General features: G+C 72.3%; 18 protein-coding genes. 13 read left to right on the top strand and 5 right to left on the bottom strand.

Features of this window, described 5'->3' with window-relative positions:
• Positions 1-94 precede the first annotated feature (94 nt).
• From uxaC to M1R94_RS00095, 3 genes are all read left to right on the top strand, one after another.
• On the top strand, positions 95-1,525 hold the full coding sequence (uxaC, locus tag M1R94_RS00105) for a glucuronate isomerase (protein ID WP_249379629.1): 1,431 nt from the start codon (positions 95-97) through the stop codon (positions 1,523-1,525).
• A 104-nt stretch (positions 1,526-1,629) separates the two neighbouring features.
• A complete protein-coding gene (locus M1R94_RS00100) occupies positions 1,630-2,091 on the top strand; it encodes an SRPBCC domain-containing protein (protein WP_249379628.1) in 462 nt (153 codons plus the stop codon).
• A 14-nt stretch (positions 2,092-2,105) separates the two neighbouring features.
• A complete protein-coding gene (locus tag M1R94_RS00095; RefSeq protein WP_249379627.1) occupies positions 2,106-2,435 on the top strand; it encodes an ArsR/SmtB family transcription factor in 330 nt (109 codons plus the stop codon).
• Positions 2,436-2,495: 60 nt separating this feature from the next.
• Here the strand turns inward: M1R94_RS00095 and M1R94_RS00090 are convergent, their stop codons facing one another.
• From M1R94_RS00090 to M1R94_RS00080, 3 genes are read right to left on the bottom strand one after another with little or no spacing between them, the layout of a single operon-like run.
• Positions 2,496-4,064: a UxaA family hydrolase gene (locus M1R94_RS00090; protein WP_249379626.1), complete on the bottom strand. Its 1,569-nt coding sequence runs from the start codon at positions 4,062-4,064 to the stop codon at positions 2,496-2,498.
• Positions 4,061-5,053, bottom strand: a complete 993-nt coding sequence (locus tag M1R94_RS00085; RefSeq protein WP_249379625.1) for a DUF6807 domain-containing protein — start codon at positions 5,051-5,053, stop codon at positions 4,061-4,063. The genes M1R94_RS00090 and M1R94_RS00085 overlap by 4 nt, the downstream gene beginning before the upstream one ends.
• On the bottom strand, positions 5,050-6,264 hold the full coding sequence (locus M1R94_RS00080; protein ID WP_249379624.1) for a Gfo/Idh/MocA family protein: 1,215 nt from the start codon (positions 6,262-6,264) through the stop codon (positions 5,050-5,052). The genes M1R94_RS00085 and M1R94_RS00080 overlap by 4 nt, the downstream gene beginning before the upstream one ends.
• A 244-nt stretch (positions 6,265-6,508) precedes the next feature.
• Here M1R94_RS00080 and M1R94_RS00075 point away from each other — a divergent pair, with 244 nt between their 5' ends.
• The 4 genes from M1R94_RS00075 (at position 6,509) to M1R94_RS00060 (ending at position 11,348) form a co-directional block, all read left to right on the top strand.
• Entirely contained in the window at positions 6,509-7,453 is a 945-nt protein-coding gene (locus tag M1R94_RS00075) for a carbohydrate ABC transporter permease (protein WP_249379623.1), read from the top strand.
• Positions 7,446-8,474 carry a carbohydrate ABC transporter permease gene (locus M1R94_RS00070; RefSeq protein WP_249379622.1) on the top strand — a complete coding sequence of 343 codons (1,029 nt, stop codon included), beginning with the start codon at positions 7,446-7,448 and terminating at the stop codon, positions 8,472-8,474. Before M1R94_RS00075 ends, M1R94_RS00070 begins: the two co-directional genes overlap by 8 nt.
• Before the next feature lie 69 nt (positions 8,475-8,543).
• Positions 8,544-9,902: an ABC transporter substrate-binding protein gene (locus tag M1R94_RS00065; protein WP_249379621.1), complete on the top strand. Its 1,359-nt coding sequence runs from the start codon at positions 8,544-8,546 to the stop codon at positions 9,900-9,902.
• Between the two features lie 84 nt (positions 9,903-9,986).
• Positions 9,987-11,348, top strand: coding sequence for a Gfo/Idh/MocA family protein (locus M1R94_RS00060; RefSeq protein ID WP_308199853.1), 1,362 nt, complete (start codon positions 9,987-9,989; stop codon positions 11,346-11,348).
• A gap of 2 nt (positions 11,349-11,350) precedes the next feature.
• Here the strand turns inward: M1R94_RS00060 and M1R94_RS00055 are convergent, their stop codons facing one another.
• The gene (locus M1R94_RS00055) at positions 11,351-12,376 is read right to left on the bottom strand and encodes a LacI family DNA-binding transcriptional regulator (protein ID WP_249379620.1); all 1,026 of its coding nucleotides are present in this window, start codon (positions 12,374-12,376) and stop codon (positions 11,351-11,353) included.
• A gap of 74 nt (positions 12,377-12,450) precedes the next feature.
• Here M1R94_RS00055 and M1R94_RS00050 point away from each other — a divergent pair, with 74 nt between their 5' ends.
• The 4 genes from M1R94_RS00050 (at position 12,451) to M1R94_RS00035 (ending at position 15,951) form a co-directional block, all read left to right on the top strand.
• Positions 12,451-13,215 carry an IclR family transcriptional regulator gene (locus tag M1R94_RS00050; RefSeq protein ID WP_249379619.1) on the top strand — a complete coding sequence of 255 codons (765 nt, stop codon included), beginning with the start codon at positions 12,451-12,453 and terminating at the stop codon, positions 13,213-13,215.
• A 137-nt stretch (positions 13,216-13,352) separates the two neighbouring features.
• Complete coding sequence (gene eda, locus M1R94_RS00045; protein WP_249379618.1) at positions 13,353-13,976, top strand: bifunctional 4-hydroxy-2-oxoglutarate aldolase/2-dehydro-3-deoxy-phosphogluconate aldolase; 624 nt, start codon at positions 13,353-13,355, stop codon at positions 13,974-13,976.
• Positions 13,977-14,048: 72 nt separating this feature from the next.
• On the top strand, positions 14,049-15,152 hold the full coding sequence (locus tag M1R94_RS00040) for a sugar kinase (protein WP_249379617.1): 1,104 nt from the start codon (positions 14,049-14,051) through the stop codon (positions 15,150-15,152).
• Positions 15,153-15,198: 46 nt separating this feature from the next.
• On the top strand, positions 15,199-15,951 hold the full coding sequence (locus M1R94_RS00035) for an SDR family NAD(P)-dependent oxidoreductase (RefSeq protein ID WP_249379616.1): 753 nt from the start codon (positions 15,199-15,201) through the stop codon (positions 15,949-15,951).
• 64 nt (positions 15,952-16,015) lie between these two features.
• Here the strand turns inward: M1R94_RS00035 and M1R94_RS00030 are convergent, their stop codons facing one another.
• A complete protein-coding gene (locus M1R94_RS00030) occupies positions 16,016-16,900 on the bottom strand; it encodes an NAD-dependent epimerase/dehydratase family protein (protein ID WP_249379615.1) in 885 nt (294 codons plus the stop codon).
• Positions 16,901-17,005: 105 nt separating this feature from the next.
• On the opposite strand from M1R94_RS00030, the gene M1R94_RS00025 reads away from it, so the two are divergent.
• Complete coding sequence (locus tag M1R94_RS00025) at positions 17,006-19,264, top strand: LuxR C-terminal-related transcriptional regulator (protein ID WP_249379614.1); 2,259 nt, start codon at positions 17,006-17,008, stop codon at positions 19,262-19,264.
• 279 nt (positions 19,265-19,543) lie between these two features.
• Positions 19,544-21,793: a glycosyl hydrolase family 18 protein gene (locus M1R94_RS20190; RefSeq protein WP_283252711.1), complete on the top strand. Its 2,250-nt coding sequence runs from the start codon at positions 19,544-19,546 to the stop codon at positions 21,791-21,793.
• The last annotated feature ends 146 nt before the right edge of the window (positions 21,794-21,939 follow it).

The raw sequence follows: 21,939 nt of genomic DNA, 5'->3' as shown, positions 1-21,939 counted from the left end.
GGTAACGTGGGCCGCGTCGTCGTCGTCGCTGAGCCGTACCCGGTGAGAAACGGCGTGTGCATGGTGTTTCAAACCGTCTCAACTGGAGGACGCTGTGACCGCTCCATCGACCCGCTGGTCCCTGCACCCGGACCGCGCGCTCCCGGCTGACCCGACCACGCGCGAGCTCGCGCGGGCCATCTACGCCGGGACCCGGGATCTGCCGATCGTCTCGATGCACGGCCACGTCGACGCCGCGATGCTCAACGCGGACCAGCCGTTCGGCAACCCGGCCGAGGTCTTCGTGATCCCGGACCACTACCTGGTCCGGATGATCGTGTCCCAGGGGGTCCCGCACGACGCGCTGGGCGTGCCGCGCCACGACGGCGAGCCGGTCGAGACCGACCCGCGGGCGATCTGGCGCACGTTCTGCGAGCACTGGCACCTGTACCGCGGCACGCCGACCCGGTACTGGCTCGAGCACGTCTTCGTCGAGGTGTTCGGTCTGGGCGAGCCGCCCTCGGCCGAGTCCGCCGACCGGCTCTACGACGAGATCTCCGCACACCTGGCCACCGACGCGTACCGTCCGTTGGCGCTGACCGACCGGTTCGACCTGCAGATCCTGGCCACGACCGATGCGGCGACCGCGACGCTGGCCGACCACGCGGCCCTCGCCGAGCGAGGTTGGGGTGAGCGGATCGTCCCGACCTTCCGGCCCGACTCGCTGCTGCACCTGGACCGGCCCGGCTGGGCGGACGACGTCGCCCTGCTGGCCGAGCGCTCGGATGTCGCGGTCGACTCCTACGACGGCTTCCTGCGTGCCCTGGAGCAGCGTCGGCGGGTGTTCGTCGAGGCGGGCGCGCGGGCCACCGACCACGGTCACCTGGGTGCCGACACGACCCCGCTGAGCGAGGCGGAGGCGAGCCGGATCTACGGCGCGGCGCTGCGCGGCGAGGTCGGTGCGGGCGAGGCGGAGGCGTTCAGCGGGCACATGCTCTTCGAGATGGCGCGGATGTCGACCCAGGACGGCCTGACGATGCAGCTGCACCCGGGGGTGCTGCGCAACCACAGCGCCGACGTGTTCACCGCGCGCGGCGCTGATGTCGGGTACGACGTCCCGGTCGCCGCCGAGTTCACGCGGAGCCTGCGCCCGCTCCTCGAGGTGTTCGGGCACGCACCGGGTCTGCGGCTGATCGTGTTCACGGTCGACGAGACGGTCTTCGCCCGTGAGCTCGCCCCGCTCGCCGGGGTGTACCCGGCGATGAAGCTCGGCGCGCCGTGGTGGTTCCTGGACACCCCCGACGGGATGCGACGCTTCCGCGAGCAGGTCACCGACACGGCCGGCTTCTACAACACCACCGGATTCGTGGACGACACGCGCGCGTTCTTCTCGATCCCGGCGCGGCACGACCTCGCGCGACGGATCGACGCCGGGTTCCTGGGCCGTCTGGTCGCCGAGCACCGGCTGTCCCTGGACGAGGCGTCCGAGACGGCTGTCGACCTCGCGTACACGCTGCCGACGCAGGCCTATCCGCCGCTGCGGTGACGCGGTGAGGCAGCGGCACCGACCCGTAGTGCAACCACAGGGTTGCGCCTCGCGACGGGAGTGTGCAACTCTTCGGTAGCACGTCCGCACCCGAGGAGGATCCGATGACCACACCGCAGATCGAGACCGAGATCCTGATCGACGCCCCCGTCGAGAAGGTCTGGCAGGTGGTGACCCAGGCCGATCACCTGGGTACCTGGTTCGCCGACGACGGGGCCGAGATCGACCTGCGGGTCGGCGGCACGCTCACGCTCCGCTGGCGTGAGCACGGGACCTACCGTGCGCGGATCGACGTGGTCGAGCCGAACCGGTGCTTCGCCTTCCGCTGGACCACCTCACCCGACACCGAGATCGCCCCGGGCAACCACACCCGTGTCGAGCTCACCCTCACCCCGCAGGGCGACGGCACCCGCCTGTCCGTGGTCGAGAGCGGCTTCGACACGTTGGCCCGGAGCGAGGCCGACCAGCTCGCTGCCCGCCAGGAGAACGTGGAGGGCTGGGCGCACGAGCTGGGCGAGCTGCGCGACCACCTCGCGCGCATCGGCGGCGCGACCGGCACGGCGTGAGACCGGAGCCCGACGTGACCGGGACGCGCGACGGCGACGTCGACGGCGTCCTGGTCGCGCTCGCGGACCCGACCCGACGAGCGGTGCTCGATGCCCTCGCCGTGAGCGGCCCGGCGAGCGCGACCGTGCTGGCCGCCGGGCTGCCGGTCAGCCGCCAGGCCGTCGTCAAGCACCTGGTCGTGCTCGAGGCCGCCGGCCTGGTGAGCGGCAGCCGGCTCGGCCGGGAGGTGCGCTACCAGGTGCGCCCCGCGCGGCTCACGGCCACCGCCCGGTGGATGGACAGCCTCGCGCGCGACTGGGACGAGCGGCTCGTGGCCGTCAAGCGTCTCGCCGAGGGCGGCTGACCGCTCGGGGATCTGCTGGCCGTCCGGCGTCGTGCCCGGGGGTCACGCGCGAGGACCGGGTCAGGTCACCGTCCCCAGCTGCCAGGGGATGAACTCGTCCTGGCCGAGGTCGAGCTCCTCGCTCACGGTGGTCTCGCCCGAGGCGACCGCGAGGATCTTGTCGAAGATCTCCTGGCCGACCTCCTCGAGGGTCGCCGTGCCGTCGACGATCCGCCCCGCGTTGAGGTCCATGTCCTCGGCCATCCGCAGGTACATCTGGGTGTTGGTCGCGACCTTGATCGAGGGGCTGGGCTTGCACCCCAGCACAGACCCCCGACCGGTGGTGAAGACCACGACGTTGGCGCCCCCCGCGACCAGCCCGGTCACCGAGACCGGGTCGTAGCCGGGGGTGTCCATGAACCCGAACCCGGGTGCGGAGATGGGCTCTGCGTACTGGTAGACGGCGGCCAGCTCGGCGCTGCCACCCTTGGCGACCGCGCCCAGCGACTTCTCCAGGATGGTGGTCAGGCCGCCGGCCTTGTTGCCGGGCGAGGGGTTGTTGTCCAGGGTGCCGCCGCCCTGCTCGGCGTATCCGCGCCACCACTCGATCCGGTCGAGCAGACGCTGGCCGACCTCGCGGCTCACCGCGCGCCGGGTCAGCAGGTGCTCGGCGCCGAAGACCTCGGGGGTCTCGGCCAGCACCGATCTCGCGCCGTAGGCCACGAGCAGGTCCGAGGCGTGGCCCAGGGCCGGGTTGGCGGTGATCCCTGAGTAGCCGTCGGAGCCGCCGCAGTTGAGCCCCAGCACGAGCTCGCTGACGTCGCAGTCCTCGCGGCGCAGCGTCTCGATCTGCGGCAGCATCGCGGTGATCTCCTCGACCCCGGCCCGCACCGTGCGCCGGATCCCTCCGGTCTCCTGGATGGTCAGCTGCCGGACGATCTTGTCCGCCGGCAGGTCGAGGCCGTCCAGGAGGTGGTCGACCTGGAGCATCTCGCAGCCCAGCCCGAGCACGAGCAGCCCCACGACGTTGGGGTGGTTCGCGTAGCCGCGCAGGGTGCGCAGCAGCATCTGCCCGCCCTCGCTGGTCGGCACCATGCCGCAACCGCTGGTGTGGGTCAGCGCGACGACGCCGTCCACGTGCGGGTAGTCCTCGAGCACCGGACCGCGGAACTGGTCGGCGATGAGCTTGGCCGAGCTCGCCGAGCAGTTCACCGAGGTCAGGATCGCCACGTAGTTGCGGGTGCCCACACGCCCGTCGGCCCGTCGGTAGCCGCGGAAGGTCGGACGCGGGCCGTCCGGGGCGGTCGGGACGGTGCGGGCGGTGCCGAACTCGTACTCCTGGTGGACCTCGCCCATGCCCAGGTTGTGGCTGTGCACGTGGTCGCCGACGGCGATGTCCACGGTCGCCCGGCCGATCTGCTGCCCGTACTTGTGGACCGGCTGCCCGAGGGCGACGTCGCGCACCGCGAGCTTGTGACCCCGCGGGACGCTCTGGGTCACGGTGAGCGGGGTCCCGTCGGACCGGGACAGCACCGTGCCGGACTGCAGGTCGCGGGTGGCGACCGCGACGTCGTCCTCGGCGCGCAGCAGCAGGGTGCAGTCGGCGAGGGCGGCGCCCGCGGGCACGGGCCCGGCCGAGGTGGTGGTCATGAGGGGTCCTTCCGGTCGGCGGAGGTCGGGGCCGGGTCGGCAGGTGCCGCGGACGAGGGGGTGAGGAGCCGGGTGACCGCGTCGTCGTCGAGCCGCCCGTCGGCCACCACCCAGGTGAAGCTGCGGCGCAGGGGCGCGTCCGTGGTGACGCGGGCCGGGCTGGACCAGGCGAGCGCCGAGCCGATCCCCGGGTAGGAGTCCACGCGGGTGAACCACGGGTCGCCCGCGGTCGCCTCGTCGGCGGGGGCGACGGCCACGGTGAAGTCGCCACCCGGGCCGTCCTGCTCGTCGGCCGTCGCGCTCCAGGCGAGCCAGGTCGCGCCGTCGGCCGGTCGGCTGCCGTGCACGGCCTCCTCGCCGCGGGCCAGCGGGGTGCGCAGGTCGACGTCGTGGCAGGCGGCGACCCTCCAGAACATGCCGCCGTAGCCGCCGAGGGCCCGGCCGTGCGAGCCCGGGCTGCCCAGGGTGACCGGTTCGGTGCGGTCGGCCGGCAGGGTCAGCTCGAAGGAGAGGTCGAGCTGCCAGGTGCTGTCGTCGAGCATGGTCCAGGTGAGGTCACGTACCTCCTCCAGCAGCGCGGTGCCCTGGGCGTCGGACCACACGAGCCGGTGGCTGACGGTGCCCGGGACCCGGCGCAGCCACTCGTCGTGCTGGACGGTGCCGTGGTCGTGGCGCCAGGTGTACCCCTCCTGCGGCAGGTAGGTGCGCCCGCCCCACAGGTTGTTGCCCTCGACGTCCTGCACGCCGATGCTCACGCCGTGGTGCCAGGTGTGGTCGGCGGGGGCGGCGTCGGTGACCACCACCCCGCCGCGGGTCCGTACGGGGTGCAGGTGGGGTCGGGGGCTGTCGAAGGCGGGGCTGCCGGTGCCGTCGACGTACCGCAGCACCTCGGTGCGCCCGGCCTGGACGATGAGCAGCACCTGGTGCCGCCCGCGGTGCGGCGCGGGGTCCCAGGGCGGGGTCTTGAGGGGCGGCGTCGTGGCGGTCATCGGCTGGCTCCGGTGGGTCGGGCCGTGCGGGTGCGCGCCCAGGGCGCACCCAGCTCGGCGAAGGTGGCGTGCTCGGTGGCGACGCGGGTGCACCAGTCCTCGACGTCGTCGACCACGAGGTGGGTGCCGAGGTCGTCGGTGACCTCGCGGACGTGCTCGGCGGGGACGGGCGTGGGGTCAGGGGCGGTGCGGACGGCGTCGAGGACGCGCTGGAACGCGCCGGTCCCCTCCAGGGGGGACAGCAGCGGGGAGGTGCGGTCGACGCGGTGGCTGAGCAGGTCGGTGAGCAGGTGGGTCCGTGGGCTGGTGAAGGTGCGTGAGCCGGCGGCCGTGGTGACCTCGACGGTGTCGGTGTAGTAGTCCAGGCTCGCCTGTCCCAGGGTGCCCTGGATCGTGATCGTGGGGACCGAGTGGGTCGCGGCGCACAGCGTGAGGCCGAGGCTCACGACCACCCCGGTGCTGGTGGTGATGCGGACGGCCGAGGTGTCGTCGACCTCGATGTCGTTGGCGCGGTACTGGTCGAGCTCGACGCGGGTGACGTCGTGGACGGTCCGGGCCCCGGCGAGGTGCAGGGCGGTGGCCACGGCGTGGGCGAGGGGGTTGGTGACCACGCCGTCCACGACGGGGCGCCCGGCCAGGGTGCGCCGCCCGGTCCAGGCCGATCGGGTCCAGTAGCTGCGGGGTCGCACCCAGGTGCCGACCCCGCCGATGCCGGTGACCTCGCCGATCTCGCCGCTCGCGACGATCCGGTGCAGGGCGGGCAGGGCTGCGGAGCCGAAGGTCTGGAACCCGACCTGGACGCTGCGTCCGGTCTCCTGGACCACGGCCAGCAGCTCGGTCAGCTCGGTCAGGGAGCCGGTCGGCGGCTTCTCGAGCAGCACGTCGCTGCCTGCCCGCAGGGCCTGGGCGGTGACTGCGGCGTGGGTGTGGATGGGGGTGCAGACGATGACGACGTCGGGGGCGGGCGCCCGGGCGAGCAGGTCGGCGAGGTCGGGGTACCAGGGGAGCGAGGAGAGGTCGTGCTCGGGCGCGACCCTCTGCGTGTGCCCGTCGAGACGGGGCGGCGCGGTGGGTGGTGCGGGGTCGACGAGGGCGGCGATCCGCGCCTCCCCGGTGGCCTGCATGGCCAGCAGGGTGCGCAGGTGGGAGGTCCCGTGCCCGTGGATGCCGACGAGGGCGACCGAGGGGGGCGTTCGGGGGCTCTGCGTCATCGCATCTCCACTCGTCGTTCCGGTGCCCGGGAGGGGGCCGGCCGGGCCCGATGTGGTTGACATCACCCGACGGGCCCTGGTAACTCTTGTCTATCAGAAAGTGGATAGCGCTTTCCACCTTCGTCCGGTTTTTCTTCAGCTCGGTCCATCAAGGGCGATCACCGAGGAGTGCGCATGACCGACGTCCGAACCCGTGCGGCAGCTGCCGCACCGGTCTCCACCTCCAGTGTGACGGGGGTGAGACATGTCAGCGCTCGGTGAGCTCGCGACCCTGCGCCGCAAGGGTCCCAAGGGCAAGGTCACCATGGCCCCGTCCGAGCGCGGGGACAACAAGGCAGCCATCTTCTTCCTCGCTCCGTGGTTCGTCGGCCTCGGGCTGATCACCATCGGCCCGATGGTCGCCTCGCTCTTCCTGTCCTTCACGGACTACAGCCTGCTCCAGCCGCCGAACTGGATCGCGCTCGAGAACTACGAGCGGATGATCAGCGACGTGCGCCTGCACAACTCGTTGCGGGTCACCTTCACCTACGTCTTCGTCTCGGTGCCCCTGCAGCTCGCCGCGGCGCTGGCCCTGGCGCTCTTCCTGGACCGGGGCCTGCGCGGCCTGGCGCTGTACCGCTCGGTGTTCTACCTGCCCTCGCTGCTCGGCGGGAGCGTCGCGATCGCCATCCTGTGGCGCCAGATCTTCGGCACCAACGGCCTGATCAACCAGGTGCTCGCCTTCTTCGGCATCCAGGGCCAGGGCTGGGTGTCCCACCCGGACTACGCGCTCGGGACGCTGATGATCCTCAACGTCTGGACCTTCGGGGCCCCGATGATCATCTTCCTGGCCGGGCTGCGGCAGATCCCCGAGATGTACTACGAGGCGGCCTCGATCGACGGCGCGGGGCGGATCCGGCAGTTCATGAACATCACGATCCCCCTGCTGACCCCGATCATCTTCTTCAACCTCGTGCTCCAGGTGATCGGCGCCTTCCAGGCCTTCACCCAGGCCTTCGTGGTCAGCGGCGGGACCGGCGGTCCGGCCGACTCGACGATGTTCTACACGCTCTACCTCTACCAGCGGGGCTTCACCGCCCTGGACATGGGGTACGCCTCGGCCATGGCCTGGCTCCTCGTGGTGATCGTCGCGGGGCTGACAGCCGTCAACTTCCTCCTCTCCAAGTACTGGGTCTTCTACAATGACTGACCGCGACGCCGCCGGGACGGCCTCCTCCCGTGACCGCAGCACCTCCGTCAACGCCGCTCTCCCCCCGGGGCCGCAGGCCCAGGCGGCAGCCAACCAGCCGGCCGGTGCGCTCACCGTGGCACCCGTCGGGGACGGGCCGCCGCGGGACGACCGCACGGCACGCCCCGGCGGGCGGGTGACGCCGTCGGCGTGGCCCTCGCGCACCCGCAGCGTGCTCAAGCACGGCGCGCTCCTGGTCGCCGGGTTCGTGATGCTCTACCCGCTGCTGTGGATGCTCTCGAGCTCGTTCAAGCCCACAGCGCTGATCTTCCGCGACCCCGCGCTGATCCCCACCGAGATCGACCTGACGAACTACACCTTGGGCTGGGACGCGCTGCTGCACCCCTTCAGCCACTACCTGATGAATTCGTTCATCATCGTGGCCGGCGCGGTGCTCGGGAACCTGGTCTCGTGCTCGCTCGCGGCCTACGCCTTCGCGCGGCTCAACTTCAAGGGCCGCCGGGTGTGGTTCGCGATCATGCTCATGTCGATCATGCTGCCGATCCACGTGATCATCGTGCCGCAGTACATCCTGTTCTCCCAGCTCGGGTGGATCAACACCTACCTGCCGCTGGTCGTGCCCAAGCTGCTGGCCACGGATGCCTTCTTCATCTTCCTGATGGTCCAGTTCTTCCGAGGGATCCCCAAGGAGCTGGACGAGGCCGCCCGCATCGACGGCGCGGGCCACGCCCGGATCTTCTTCCGGATCATGATGCCGCTGGCCACCCCCGCCCTCGCCACCACGGCGATCTTCACGTTCATCTGGACCTGGAACGACTTCTTCAGCCAGCTGATCTTCCTGACGAACCCGAACATGTACACGGTTCCCGTGGCCCTGCGGACGTTCGTCGACTCCACCGGGGAGAGCTCCTGGGGACCGCTGTTCGCGATGTCGATCGTGTCCCTGATCCCGGTGTTCCTCGTCTTCCTCTTCGGCCAGAAGTACCTCGTCAAGGGCATCGCCACGACGGGCATCAAGTGAGGAGCAGGCACCGACGCCTGCACCTCGACCCACACAAGAAGCATCGACCCCACACCACCAAGGAGCACGATGTCTCACCTCACCCGCACCAAGACCAGCCGACGTGGCTTCCGCCTCGCGGCCGTCGCGATGGCTGCCGGACTCGCCCTGACCGCCTGCGCCGGCGGTGACGACGGGACGGGCACCGATGCCGACGCCGGTGACGGCGGTGTCGCGACTGCGGACCCTGACGCCGAGGCCACGATCAAGTTCTCCTGGTGGGGCTCGGACACCCGTCACGAGCTGACCCAGCAGGTCATCGACAACTTCATGGTCAAGCACCCGAACATCACGGTCGTGAGCGACTTCACCGACTGGGGCGGCTACTGGGACAAGCTGGCGACCACCGTCGCGGCGGGCGATGCCCCGGACGTCATCACCCACGAGGAGCGCTACCTGCGCGACTACGCGACCCGCGGTGTCCTGGCCGACCTCAACGAGTACAGCGACATCATCAGCCTGGACAGCATCGACGACTCGATCATCGCCGCCGGGCAGATGGAGGACGGCCAGTACGGCATCCCCACCGGCGTCAACGCGTACTCGATCCTGGCCGACCCGCAGATCTTCGAGGAGGCCGGCGTCGAGATGCCGGACGACACGACCTGGACGTGGGAGGACTACGTCGAGATCGCCGCGGAGATCACGGCCAACACCCCTGACGGTGTCTACGGTGCCCAGGACTACGGCTTCAACGAGCCCGGCTTCGCGATCTTCGCCCGGCAGCGCGGCGAGGCCCTCTACAACGAGGACGGCTCGCTCGGCTTCACCGCCGAGACGCTGGCCGAGTGGTGGGAGATCTCGCTCGAGCTGCGCGACCAGGGCGGTACCCCGCCCGCCTCGACCACGGTCGAGATCGACGCCGGTGGCCCCGAGCAGTCGCTCGTCGGCACCAACTCGGGCGCGATGGCCTTCTTCTGGACCAACCAGCTCGGCGCCGTGACCAACGCCGCCGGCCGCGACCTCGTGCTGCTGCGCCACCCCGGTGAGTCGCAGTTCGAGCGCACGGGCATGTACTTCAAGCCGGCCATGTTCCTGTCGATGTCGGCCCGCTCGCAGTACCCCGAGGCGGCCGCCACGCTGATCGACTACATGCTCAACGACCCCGAGGCGACCGAGATCCTGCTGTCGGACCGCGGCCTGCCGGCCAACACCGAGGTCCGCGAGGCGGTTCGTGACCAGTTCTCGGAGGTCGACCAGTACGCTGCCGAGTTCCTCTCCGACCTCGAGACGCACATCGTCGACGGTCTGCCGGTCCCCCCGGTGGGCGCCGGTGAGGTCGCCGAGATCACCCGCCGCATCAACGCCGAGGTGCTCTTCGACCGGCTGACCCCCCAGCAGGGGGCCGAGCAGTTCATCGCCGAGGTCTCGACGGCCACCGGGAACTGACCCAGGCCGTCACCGATCCGCTCGCTGGTCCGGGCCTGCCACGTGCAGGCCCGGACCAGCGGTCCCGAGCACCGAGGAGTGCGTGTGGGTGCCAGTGCGCAGGACCGCCGCCGGTACGCCGTCGTCGGGACCGGACACCGTTCGCAGATGTACGTCGAGGCGCTGCTCGGTCCGCACGCCGACGTCGGGGAGATCGTCGCCTGGTGCGAGCCCAACCCGACCCGGATGGACTACTACGACGAGCTGGTGCGCCGGACGGCCGGCGCCAGCGTCCCGGCCCGCTACGCACCGGACCAGATCGAGAAGATGATCGACGTCGAACGGGTCGACACCGTGGTGGTGACCAGCCCGGACCACACCCACGCCGAGGTCGTCGCGTGCGCGATGCGAGCCGGCGCGGACGTCGTGCTCGAGAAGCCGATGACCACCGACCTGGCCGGGTGCCGCCGCATCATCGAGGCGGTCGAGACCACGGGCCGTTCGTTGGTCCTGACGTTCAACTACCGCTACTCGCCGCGCAACAGCGCCCTGAAGGAGGTCATCGCCTCGGGGGAGATCGGTGAGGTGACCTCGGTGCACTTCGAGTGGGTGCTGGACACCATGCACGGCGCCGACTACTTCCGCCGCTGGCACCGCCGCAAGGAGCACTCGGGCGGACTGCTGGTGCACAAGGCCTCGCACCACTTCGACCTGGTCAACTGGTGGCTGGCCGACCTGCCGTCCCGGGTCTACTCGAGCGGCGCGCTGCGCTTCTACGGGGCCTCGAACGCCCGGCGGCGCGGGGTGATCCGCCGGCCCGCCCGTGGCTCGACGCGGACCACGCGCAACGACCCGTTCCTGCTGGACCTGCGCGACGACCCGCGGCTCAAGAGCCTCTACCTCGACGCCGAGCACCACGACGGCTACCTGCGTGACCGTGACGTCTTCTCGGCGGGGATCACCATCGAGGACAACCTGGCGGTGATCGTCGACTACGCCCGGGGGGCGACCCTGACGTACTCGCTCAACGCGCACAGCCCGTGGGAGGGCTACCGGGTCGCGGTCAACGGCACCGCGGGCCGCGCCGAGCTCGAGGTCGTCGAGCGCGGGGCCGTCGTGGTGGGCCGCGACGGGCGTATCGAGCTCGACCCGAGCGTGGTGGACGCAGCGGTCGAGACGGCTCGGGGCACGGTGCCCGCGGTCCGGCCGCACGGTCAGCGACTCCTGGTCCAGCCGCACTGGGGACTGGCCCGTGAGGTCGAGATCCCGCAGGGCGACGGCGCGCACGGCGGAGGGGACGACCGCATGCTCGCCGACCTGTTCCGCGGTGCCGGGCAGGACCCTCTGGGACGTGCCGCGGGTCTGCTGGACGGGGTGCGCTCGGTGGTCGTCGGGATCGCCGGGAACACCTCGCTCGAGACGGGCCTGCCGGTGCGGACGGCCGATCTGCGTCTCGCGCTGAGCTGAGGTCAGCCGCGCGGCGGGGTGGACTCGCGGAGCACCACGGTGCCACCGACGTGGACCAGGCGTGGTTCGTCCCCGGGCGCGGCCAGCGCCAGCTCGGTCGCGGCGATCCCCACCTCGATGAGCGGCACCCGCACGGTGGTCAGCGCCGGGGTGATGTCGCGCAGCGTCACGATGTCGTCGAACCCGGCCACTGCGACGTCCTGCGGCACGGCCGTCCCGCGGTCGCGGGCCGCGGCGATCGCGCCGACGGCCATGACGTCGTTGACCGCGAAGACCAGCTCGACCGGTGGGCCCTGGCGCAGCAGGGTGCTCATCGCCTCGTACCCCCCGTCGCGGGTGAAGGCCGAGTGCACGACGGCGCCCTCGGGCGGCGGGGTACCGAGCTCGTCGAGGGCCTCGGTGAAGCCGGCGAGCCGGTCGCAGGCGGTGAGGTGGTCGGTCGGGCCGGCCAGGACACCGAACCGCCGGTAGCCGTGCTCGTGCAGGGCGCGGGCGAGGTCGGCCGAGCTGCTCCGGTTGCTGATCACGACGGTGTCGACGTCGAGCAGGGGCTGGCCGATGAGCGCGACCGTGCCTCCGGAGTGACGGAAGTCCTCGAGGGCCTCGCGCATGCGACCGTTGGCCTCGTCGTCGTCCCGTCGTCCGCCCGCGACGATGATCGCGCGGGCTCGCTGGCGGGTGAGCAGCTCGACGAACCGGGGCTCGCGCGAGGGGTCGTGCTGGGTGCTGGCCAGGGTCACTGCGAGGTCGGCCCGCTCGGCAGCGAGGCCGACCCCGGCCGCGATCGAGGAGAAGTAGGGGTCGGCGATGTCGTGGACGATGAGCCCGAGCGAGGTGGTGCGACCGCGGGCCATGGCCTGGGCGTTGGCGTCGGGGGAGTAGCGCAGTCGCTCCGCGGCCTCGAGCACGCGGTCGCGCAGGTCGGGGCGCACGGTGCGGTTGGCGCTGCCGTTGATCGCGCGTGACGCGGTGGCCAGCGACACCCCCGCCTCGCGGGCGACCTGGCTCAACGTCACGGATGCGCGCACGGACCCAGGCTAGAGGTTCGCGGACCTCGACGGGGGCGACGGGCGGCACACTGGGGTCTGATGCGAGGAGCGACATGACCGAGACCTCACCCGTGGAGAGCGTGGACCGCGCTCTGCTCACCCTCGAGGAGCTGGCGCGCGCCGGCGCGCACGGACGCAGCCTGGCCGAGCTCGCGTCGGCCCTGGGGCTGAACAAGACCACCGTGCACCGCGCCCTGGCGGCACTGCGCTTCCGCGGCTTCGTGACCCAGGACCCGACGTCGGGGGCGTACCTGCTGGGGCCCTCGGCGACCCAGCTCGCCGAGGACTTCTTCAGCGACGAGAACCTGCCGGTGCTGCTGCACCCGGCGCTGGTCGCCCTGTGCGGGGTGGCTGACGAGCTGGTGCACCTGGGGGTGCTCAGCGGGACGCACGTGGTCTACCTGGACAAGGTCGAACCGCAGCGCTCGGTGCGGGTGTGGTCGGCTGTCGGGCGGCGCAGCCCGGCGGTCACCACGGCGCTGGGGCGCGCGCTGCTGGCCTACCGCGGGACCGACCGGACGATGCTCGCGGGGTACGTGCAGGCCGCGGGTGAGCGGGGTGCGGTGGACCTCGATCGGGTCTGGACGGTGCTGGAGAGCGCGCGGGCGACCGGCTTCGCGACCGAGGAGCAGGAGAACGAGCCGGGGATCAGCTGCCTGGCGGTGCCCCTGCTGCGCTCGGGGGCGGCGATCGCGGCAGTCAGCGTCACGGCCCCGGCCGAGCGGATGACCCCGGAACGGCTGACCGCCCTGCACCAGGAGATCTGCCGCACGCTCCCCGGGCTGCTGCCCCCCGGTCTGACGCTGCCCCGACCGTGAGGGGCGCGTGGCCGACCGTCCCGGCCACGCGCCCTGGCGACCCGGCGGGCGAGACCTGTTGAGTTCCCCGGGTCCCTGTGGCATCCTTGATTCCGGAGAGCGATACATGCATTTCGCCTAGCGGAACGGAACCCACGATGGACACCCTTGCAGCCCTCAGCGCGGCCCGCCTCGTCCCGGTGGTCGTCCTCGACGACGCCGCCGACGCCCACGCCCTGGCCGGTGCCCTGGTCGACGGCGGCCTGCCCGTCGCCGAGGTCACCTTCCGCACGGCCGCCGCGCAGGACTCGATCCGCGCCATGGCCGACCGCGGCGACATCCTCGTCGGCGCCGGCACCGTCCTGACCCCCGCCCAGGTCGACCAGGCCGTGGCCGCCGGGGCGAGCTACGTCGTCTCGCCCGGTCTGAGCCGCGCGGTCGTCGAGCGCTGCCAGGAGCATGGTGTGCTGGCCCTGCCCGGCGCGGTCACCGCGACCGAGATCCAGGCAGCCCTCGAGCTCGGGCTCACCACCGTGAAGTTCTTCCCGGCGGGCACCTCGGGCGGCGCACCGGCCATCGCCGCGCTCGCGGCGCCCTTCGGCGGCGTGAGCTTCGTGCCCACCGGCGGGATCGGCCCCAAGAACCTCCAGGACTACCTCAGCATCGCGTCGGTCGCTGCCGTCGGCGGCTCCTGGATGGTCCCCCGGGACCGCGTGCGCGCCGGCGACTTCGCCGGGATCACCCAGCTCACCGCCGACGCGGTGGCCCTGACCAAGGGCTGAGCCACCCGCCTCACCCGCCGACCCGCCCGACCCCTCCCGCCGACCGCCGGACCCAGACGAAGGAGCCTGACCATGGCCGACCTCACCCTCCGCCCCGCCTCCGAGTGCCGCTACGACGCGGTGTCCCTGGGCGAGGTCATGCTGCGCCTGGACCCGGGCGAGGGGCGCATCCGTACCGCTCGCTCCTTCCGCGCCTGGGAGGGTGGCGGGGAGTACAACGTCGCCCGCGGCCTGCGTCGCGCCTTCGGGCTGCGCGGCGCGATCGTGACGGCCCTGGCCGACAACGAGATCGGGCGCCTGGTCGAGGACTTCATCCTCACCGGTGGGCTCGACACGCAGTTCATCCAGTGGGTGCCCTACGACGGCATCGGCCGCGGGGTGCGCAACGGTCTGAACTTCACCGAGCGCGGTTTCGGCGTGCGCGGCGCGGTCGGTGTCTCCGACCGCGGCCTGACCGCTGCGTCGCAGATGAAGCCCGGCGACGTCGACTGGGACCACCTCTTCGGTGAGCTGGGGGTGCGCTGGCTGCACACCGGTGGCATCTTCGCGGCGCTCAGCGAGTCCTCCGCCGAGGTCGTGATCGAGGCCGTGACCGCGGCCAAGAAGCACGGCACCGTCGTCTCCTACGACCTCAACTACCGGCCGAGCCTGTGGAAGGCGATCGGCGGCCACGCCAAGGCCCAGGAGGTCAACCAGGAGATCGCCAAGTCGATCGACGTGATGATCGGCAACGAGGAGGACTTCACCGCGAGCCTCGGCTTCGAGGTCGAGGGCGTGGACGACAACCTCTCGGCCCTCGAGGTGGACAAGTTCGCCGCGATGATCGAGACCGCCGCTGCCGCGTACCCGAACTTCCAGGTCATCGGCACCACCATGCGGACCGTGCACTCGGCGAGCGTCAACGACTGGGGCGCTCTGGCCTGGTCCCCGCAGACCGGGGTCGTGCAGTCCACGCACCGCGAGAAGCTCGAGATCATGGACCGCGTCGGCGGTGGCGACTCGTTCGCGTCGGGCCTGATCTACGGCCTGCTCGACGGCCAGGACCTGCAGACGGCCGTCGAGTACGGCGCCGCGCACGGGGCCCTGGCGATGACCACCCCCGGCGACACGACCATGGTCACCAAGGCCGAGGTCCTCAAGCTGGCCGGCGGCGGCAGCGCCCGCGTCGACCGCTGACCCGCTCCCTGCACGCCACGACCGACCGCTCGACCGAGGAGACCCCGTGCTCGACCTGACCGGCAAGCGTGCTCTCGTCACCGGCGGAGGCACCGGCATCGGCCGCGCGGTCGCCCTCGAGCTCGCGCGGGCGGGGGCCGACGTCGCCCTGACCTACCGCTCGCACGACGGGGCCGAGGTCGCTGCGGAGATCACCTCGCTCGGACGCACCTCGCTCGCGCTGCCCCTGGACGCGACCCGGAGCGACCAGGTGGACGACGTCGTCGCGCAGGCCGCCCAGGCGCTGGGTGGCGGGTTCGACGTGCTGGTCAACAACGCCGGAGGCCTGGTCGGTCGGCACCCGCTCGCCGAGATGACCGACGAGCACTGGCGCGCGGTCCTGGACGTCAACCTCACCAGCACCTTCTTCGTGACCCGCGCAGTGCTCGCGACGATGCCCGACGGCGGTCGCATCGTCTCGATCGGCTCTCAGGCCGGGCAGAACGGTGGCGGCGGCGGTGCGGTGGCCTACGCCGCGGCCAAGTCGGCGCTGGACGGGTTCACCCGCGGCCTGGCCAAGGAGCTGGGGCCACGGGGGATCACGGTCAACTCGATCGCCCCGGGCTTCATCGGCGAGACCCCGTTCCACGCGACGTTCACCCCCGAGGCCGGCCAGCGCGCCGCGGTGGCGGGGACCCCGCTCGGCCGGGCCGGGCTGCCTGCAGACGTCGCTGCCGCGGTGCTGTTCCTGGCCTCACCGGCCGCGTCGTTCACCACCGGGACGGTCCTGGACGTCAACGGCGGCACCTGGTTCCACTGACCGCGCGCACCCCGGGCCGTCACGACGGGGGCGGCGGCTCGGGATCAGGGCGGCGGGACCGGGCTCAGCCCACGTGGTCGCGCCACGAGTGCGCGGGCTCGTACCCGAACAGCTCGCGTGCCACGTCGATCGCCAGGAGCGTCTCGAACTCGCCGATCTCGCGGGTCAGCGCGACGCCCGGGAAGACCTCGGCGAGCAGGTCGCGCGAGGGACGGTCCATGATCGTGTCGGCCGCGGCGATGATGACGTTGTGCGAGCCCGTCGTCTCGGTCTCGAGCGCGAGCCGGCAGGCTGTCGCGACGTCACGCACGTCGACGTAGCCCCACAGGTTCCACAGCCGTGACCGTGCGTCGGACCAGTACCCGGGGACCGCTGCGTAGTCCTGCGGACGGTGGATGTTGGACAGCCTCAGCCCCACGAACGGCATCCCCGACCACGCGGACACGTGGCGGGCGGTCTCCTCACCGAGCACCTTGGACAGCGCGTAGGTGGTGGTCGGCAGCGGGAAGTGCGCCTCGTCGACCGGTGCGTAGCGCGGCGGGGTGTCGAAGGGCAGGCCGAGCGTCGTCTCGCTCGAGGCCCACACGACCTTGCGCAGGCCCAGCCGCGCGGCGGCGAGGAAGACGTTGGTGTTCATCGCCGTGTTCCGGTTGATCGTCTCGGGCGCGGTGGCCCGGCCCGGTGCGGGGATGTTGCCCAGGTGCACGACGACGTCGGCCCCGGCCAGCACCTCGACGACCTGTCCGTAGTCGGTCAGGTCCGCGACGACCAGGTCGGCGCCCAGACCGGCGTCGGCCCCGGGTGGACCTGCCAGGTCGGTGGCCAGCACCTCGTACCCGTGCTCGAGGAGGTCGGCGACGACCCCTCGTCCTGCCTTGCCGTACGAGAGGTCGGCGACGACCCCTCGTCCTGCCTTGCCGTACGCGCCGGTCACCGCTGCAGTGGTCATCCGGCCATCCTCGCAGCGTCCGCCCGGTGCTGCTAGCGTCCGGCTCGCAGGGCATGGGCAGCGGGGCTCGCGGGGGTGGAGATGCACGGCAGGGGGGTGTCCGCCGTGGGCCCAGCGATCCCGCCGGCCGGACTGCTCGACGCACTCCGCGAGCTCCGGGAGGCCCTGCCGGTCCCGGTCGCACCGCACGTCGCCGCCCACCTGGTGCGATCCGTCGGCGTGCGTCCCGCGGACGTCGTCGAGACGGCCCGGCTGCTGAGTCCCTCGGAGCTCGCCGGAGGCTCCCTGATCGCCGACCCGCTGCCCGCGGCGTCCGGCGTGCACGACGACCTGGCCGGGTCGGTGGACATCCTCACGCCGACCGACAGGGAGATCCTCCTGGTCGCGTCGGTCTCGGTGGTCGACCGCACCGACGTGCTGCTGCGTGCGGTCGGGACGGACATCGACTCCCTCGTGGCGAGCCGGTCCGCGGACCACCTCGAGATGGTCGCCGGTCACGTGCGGATCGTCGACCCGAGGGTGCGCTCGGTGATCCATGCCGGGGCGTCGATGACCGAGCGCACGGCCGCCCACCGCCGGCTGGCGGCGGTGCACACGCAGGACGGCAACCGTGATGCGGCGACCTGGCACACCGCGTTGTCGACCCTCGCGGGTGACCCCGGTCTGGCGGCCGACCTGCTGCGGGTGGCCCGGCGGATGGTGGCCCGAGGGGAAGCGGTGTGGGCCCAGCGCGTGGCCCGCGAGGCCACCGCCCACGCCAGGGGGGCCCAGCGGGGCGAGGCGCTCGGAGTCGCCGGGGTCGCCGCCCTGCACGCCGGGCACGTGGTCGATGCGGTCGACCTGCTCGGTGAGGCCGTCCGCACGGCGGGTTCGCGCCAGGGTCTGCTGGGTCCGCTGCTGGTCGCGGTGACCCTTGCCACGGGTCAGGTGCCCGACGACCTCACCGCTGCCGCCGGCTCCTCGCGGGAGGCGCTGCTCACCGCGGTGCTGCACGCCGAGCGGTCCGACGTGGGAGCGGCTCAACGACTCCTGGACGTGACCTCGGGCGTGCTGCGCGAGGACCCGTGGCAGAGCCTGGTCCAGGCTGCCGTGCACCTCTTGGCGGGCAGCGTGGACGAGAGCCTCGACCTGCTCGACACCCGCCCTGCCGAGCACGGCACGACGGCCGCCCTGGCCCAGGCGTGCCGGGCCCTGAGCCTGGCCGGGGCCGACCGCTTCGAGGACGCACGCAGCGTGCTGACGCGGGCCGCGGCGGAGCTCGCCCCGCTGCGCGAGGACACACGGCACGAACGTGCCTGGGCCTCGCCGGCCTGCACCCGGCAGGCCGTGACCCCGCTGGTCGAGGCCTACCTGAGGGTCGCCGGGGTGCTCGTGGAGACCTGGGCCGGGACGGTGGGCACGGCGAACCAGGACCTGCTCGACGCCGCGGGGCGGCTCCCTGTCGCACTGCCGCTGTCGGGCCTGGCAGTCGTGCTCGCCGGACGCCTGGAGCTCTTCACCCAGGGCGCACCCGGCGAGCTGGCCGCGAGCCTCGAACGGCTCCTTCCCCTGACCCCTTGTCACCCGGTGCGGACCGGCCTGCTCGTCAACCGCGCGATCGCCTCCTGCTTCGCAGGCGAGCACGAGCTCGCCGCGACCCTCCTGGACCTCGCCGACGAGCAGCCGGCGGGGGCCGCGGGTCTCCCGCTGCCCGGGTTCGAGGCGGTCGAGGTGTGGACGCTCGCGGGACGTCCCGACGCCGCCCGGGCGGCCCTGGCCAGGCTGCGTGCGCGTCCTGAGGCGCGGTGGACCTCCGCGGCGGCGGCGACTCGCGCGCGTGCCGAGGTCACGAGCGCGGCGGCCGGTGACCGGCACGCGCTGGCGGGCGAGGTCCTGGCCCTGGGGCGTTCCCTGCGGAGCCCGCTCGAGCAGGGCAGGACCCGCCTGGCCGTGGCCCGGGCCCTCCTGACCGACGGTCCGGGCCACGGCCGGGCGGCCGGGGACCATCTCCGCGCCGCCGGTCAGCTCTTCGAGGAGGCGGGGGCGGGTGCGCTGGCCGAGCTCGCTCGAGGGCTCGGTGAGCGGACGGCCCACGATCGGGTGCCCGTCCGCAGGGGTGAGGACCGCCGGCGTGCCGGGCTGGCGGGGCACGGTCGTGACCCTGGTGACACGGGTGCGCCCGGTCTGGTGTGGTCGGCCTGCCTGACGCCGCGTGAGCGGGAGGTCGCGCAGGTGGTCGCCGCGGGTGCCTCCAACCGTGAGGCGGCCGCGGCGCTGTCCGTCTCGGTGCGCACGATCGAGGTCCACCTGACGCGCGTGTTCCGCAAGCTCGGCACCTGCTCGCGCCTCGAGCTGGCCGTCCTGGTCAACCGCGCGGGGGGCTGACCGGGTGGTCGTCGACCTGCCCGCGCGTGCTCTGACCGGAGTCGCGCGGGCGCGTTCCCGTACGTGGTCGGGCGTCCATGTACGAGGAATCCACACTTACCGCCACGGGGCGGCGCGCCTACGGTGACAGGGCACCCCCGGTGGACGTCCCGCCGGGAGAGGTGCGCAGGTGCGGGCCGGTGTGACCGGGCCCGCGGCAGCCGACACCCCTGACGCCCTCACGGGGCGCCGCTCGGGGTGCCGGATCCGTGTCCCACCCTCAGGAGAGTGAGCGTCTCGATGAAGCGATTCCGCGCGGCAGCACTGGCTGTCGCCCTCGGCGCGATGACGATCGTCCCGGTCGCCGGTGCGCCGAGCGCAGAGGCACACGGCTGGGTGACCTCACCACCCAGCCGGCAGGACCACTGTGCGACGGGGGCGACCCCGTTCGACTGCGGTCAGATCACCTACGAGCCCCAGAGCGTCGAGGCCCCCAAGGGCTCGTTGCAGTGCAGCGGCGGCAACCAGGCCTTCGCGGTGCTGGACGACAGCAGCAAGCCGTGGCCGGTCACCGAGGTGGACAGCACGCTGACCCTGCGGTGGAAGCTCACCGCTGCGCACAACACCGGGCTGTGGGAGTACTTCGTCGACGGGCAGCTCCACGAGACCTACGACCAGCGTGGGCAGCAGCCCCCGTCGGACGTCTCGCACACCCTGACCGGCCTGCCGAGCGGGCAGCACACCATCCTGGCCCGCTGGAACGTCTCGAACACGGAGATGGCGTTCTACAGCTGTGTCGACGTCAACGTCGGCGGGACCTCGACCCCCACGGACCCGGCTCCGACCGATCCCGCACCTCCCGCCACGTGCGCCTCGGCGGCGTGGTCGGCCACCGCGGTCTACACCGGTGGCCAGCGGGTCAGCTTCGCGGGGCGGCACTACGAGGCCCGGTGGTGGACCCAGGGCGACCGTCCGGGTGGCGGTGGCGACTGGGGCGTGTGGCGTGACCTGGGCGCATGCTCCGCGCCGGGGGACCCCGCGACCCCGGACCCCACGGAGCCAGATCCCGCAGAGCCAGATCCCGCAGAGCCGGACCCGACCGAGCCGGTGCCCACGGAACCCACCCCGACCGACCCCTCAACCCCGGCGACCTGCACGGCATCAGCGTGGAGCTCGTCGACCGTCTACCTCGGCGGTACCCAGGTGTCCTACGCGGGGCGTCACTGGGAGGCCAAGTGGTGGACCCAGGGCGAGGCGCCCGGGGCCGGCGGTGAGTGGGGAGTCTGGCGTGACCTCGGGGCGTGCTCGGGCACGACGGATCCCACGGACCCGACCGACCCCACGGACCCCACGGACCCGACCGACCCCACGGATCCGACCGACCCCACGGACCCCACGGACCCGACCGACCCGACGGTCCCCACGGACCCCGCCGACCCGGGGGAGTACGTCGTCGGCTACTTCACCAACTGGGGCACCTACGGCCGCAGCTACCAGGTCAAGAACATCCAGACCTCGGGCTCGGCCGACAAGCTGACCCACATCCTCTACGCGTTCGGCAACGTGCAGAACGGCCGGTGCACGATCGGTGACGCCTACGCCGACCACGATCGCGCCTACACGGCCGCGGAGAGCGTCGACGGTGTCGCCGACACCTGGGACCAGCCGCTGCGAGGCAACTTCAACCAGCTGCGCAAGCTCAAGGAGATGCACCCCGACCTCAAGGTCATCTGGTCCTTCGGCGGGTGGACCTGGTCGGGTGGCTTCGGCCAGGCCGCGCAGAACCCGCAGGCCTTCGCGAGGTCCTGCCACGACCTGGTCGAGGACCCGCGCTGGGCGGACGTCTTCGACGGCATCGACATCGACTGGGAGTACCCCAACGCCTGCGGCGCGAGCTGCGACACCAGCGGCCGGGAGTCCTTCCCGGCGCTGATGGGTGCCCTGCGGACCGAGTTCGGCTCGGACCTCGTGACGGCGGCCATCACGGCCGACGGCACACCGGGCGGGAAGATCGACGCGGCGAACTACGCGGGTGCCGCGCAGCACGTCGACTTCTACATGCCGATGACGTACGACTTCTTCGGCGCCTTCACCCCCGCCGGTCCGACGGCGCCGCACTCGCCGCTGCGCTCCTACGCGGGGATCCCCACGCCGGGCTTCGACTCGGACACGGCGATCACCAAGCTCCGGAGCCTGGGCATCCCGTCCGACAAGCTGCTCCTGGGCCTGGGCTTCTACGGCCGTGGTTGGACGGGTGTCAGCCAGGCGACCCCGGGTGGCGGTGCCACCGGCCCGGCACCGGGGACCTACGAGCCCGGGATCGAGGACTACAAGGTCCTCAAGGACCGGTGCCCGTCGACCGGGACCGTCGGTGGGACGGCGTACGCCTTCTGCAACGGGGAGTGGTGGAGCTATGACACCCCCGCCACGATCGCGGGCAAGATGGACTACGCCCAGGACCAGGGCCTGGCCGGTGCGTTCTTCTGGGAGCTCTCGGGAGACACCACCAGCGGTGAGCTGATCACCGCGATCCACAGCGGCCTGGGCTGACCCGCTGCGGCGCTGATCTGCCCCACCCACGACGACGGGGGGGGGCCCCCCCCCCCCCCCCCCGGGGGCCAGCCTGCGCCCACTGGCCGGCGATGAAGGACAGGAAGGCCTCCGACGAGGGACGCTGGGACCGGTTGGCTCCGCGG

This window comes from Actinotalea alkalitolerans, assembly GCF_023369855.1.
Taxonomy (GTDB): domain Bacteria; phylum Actinomycetota; class Actinomycetes; order Actinomycetales; family Cellulomonadaceae; genus Actinotalea.
Note: the sequence above shows the minus strand (reverse complement) of the source record. Positions and strands in the feature narration are given on the sequence as shown.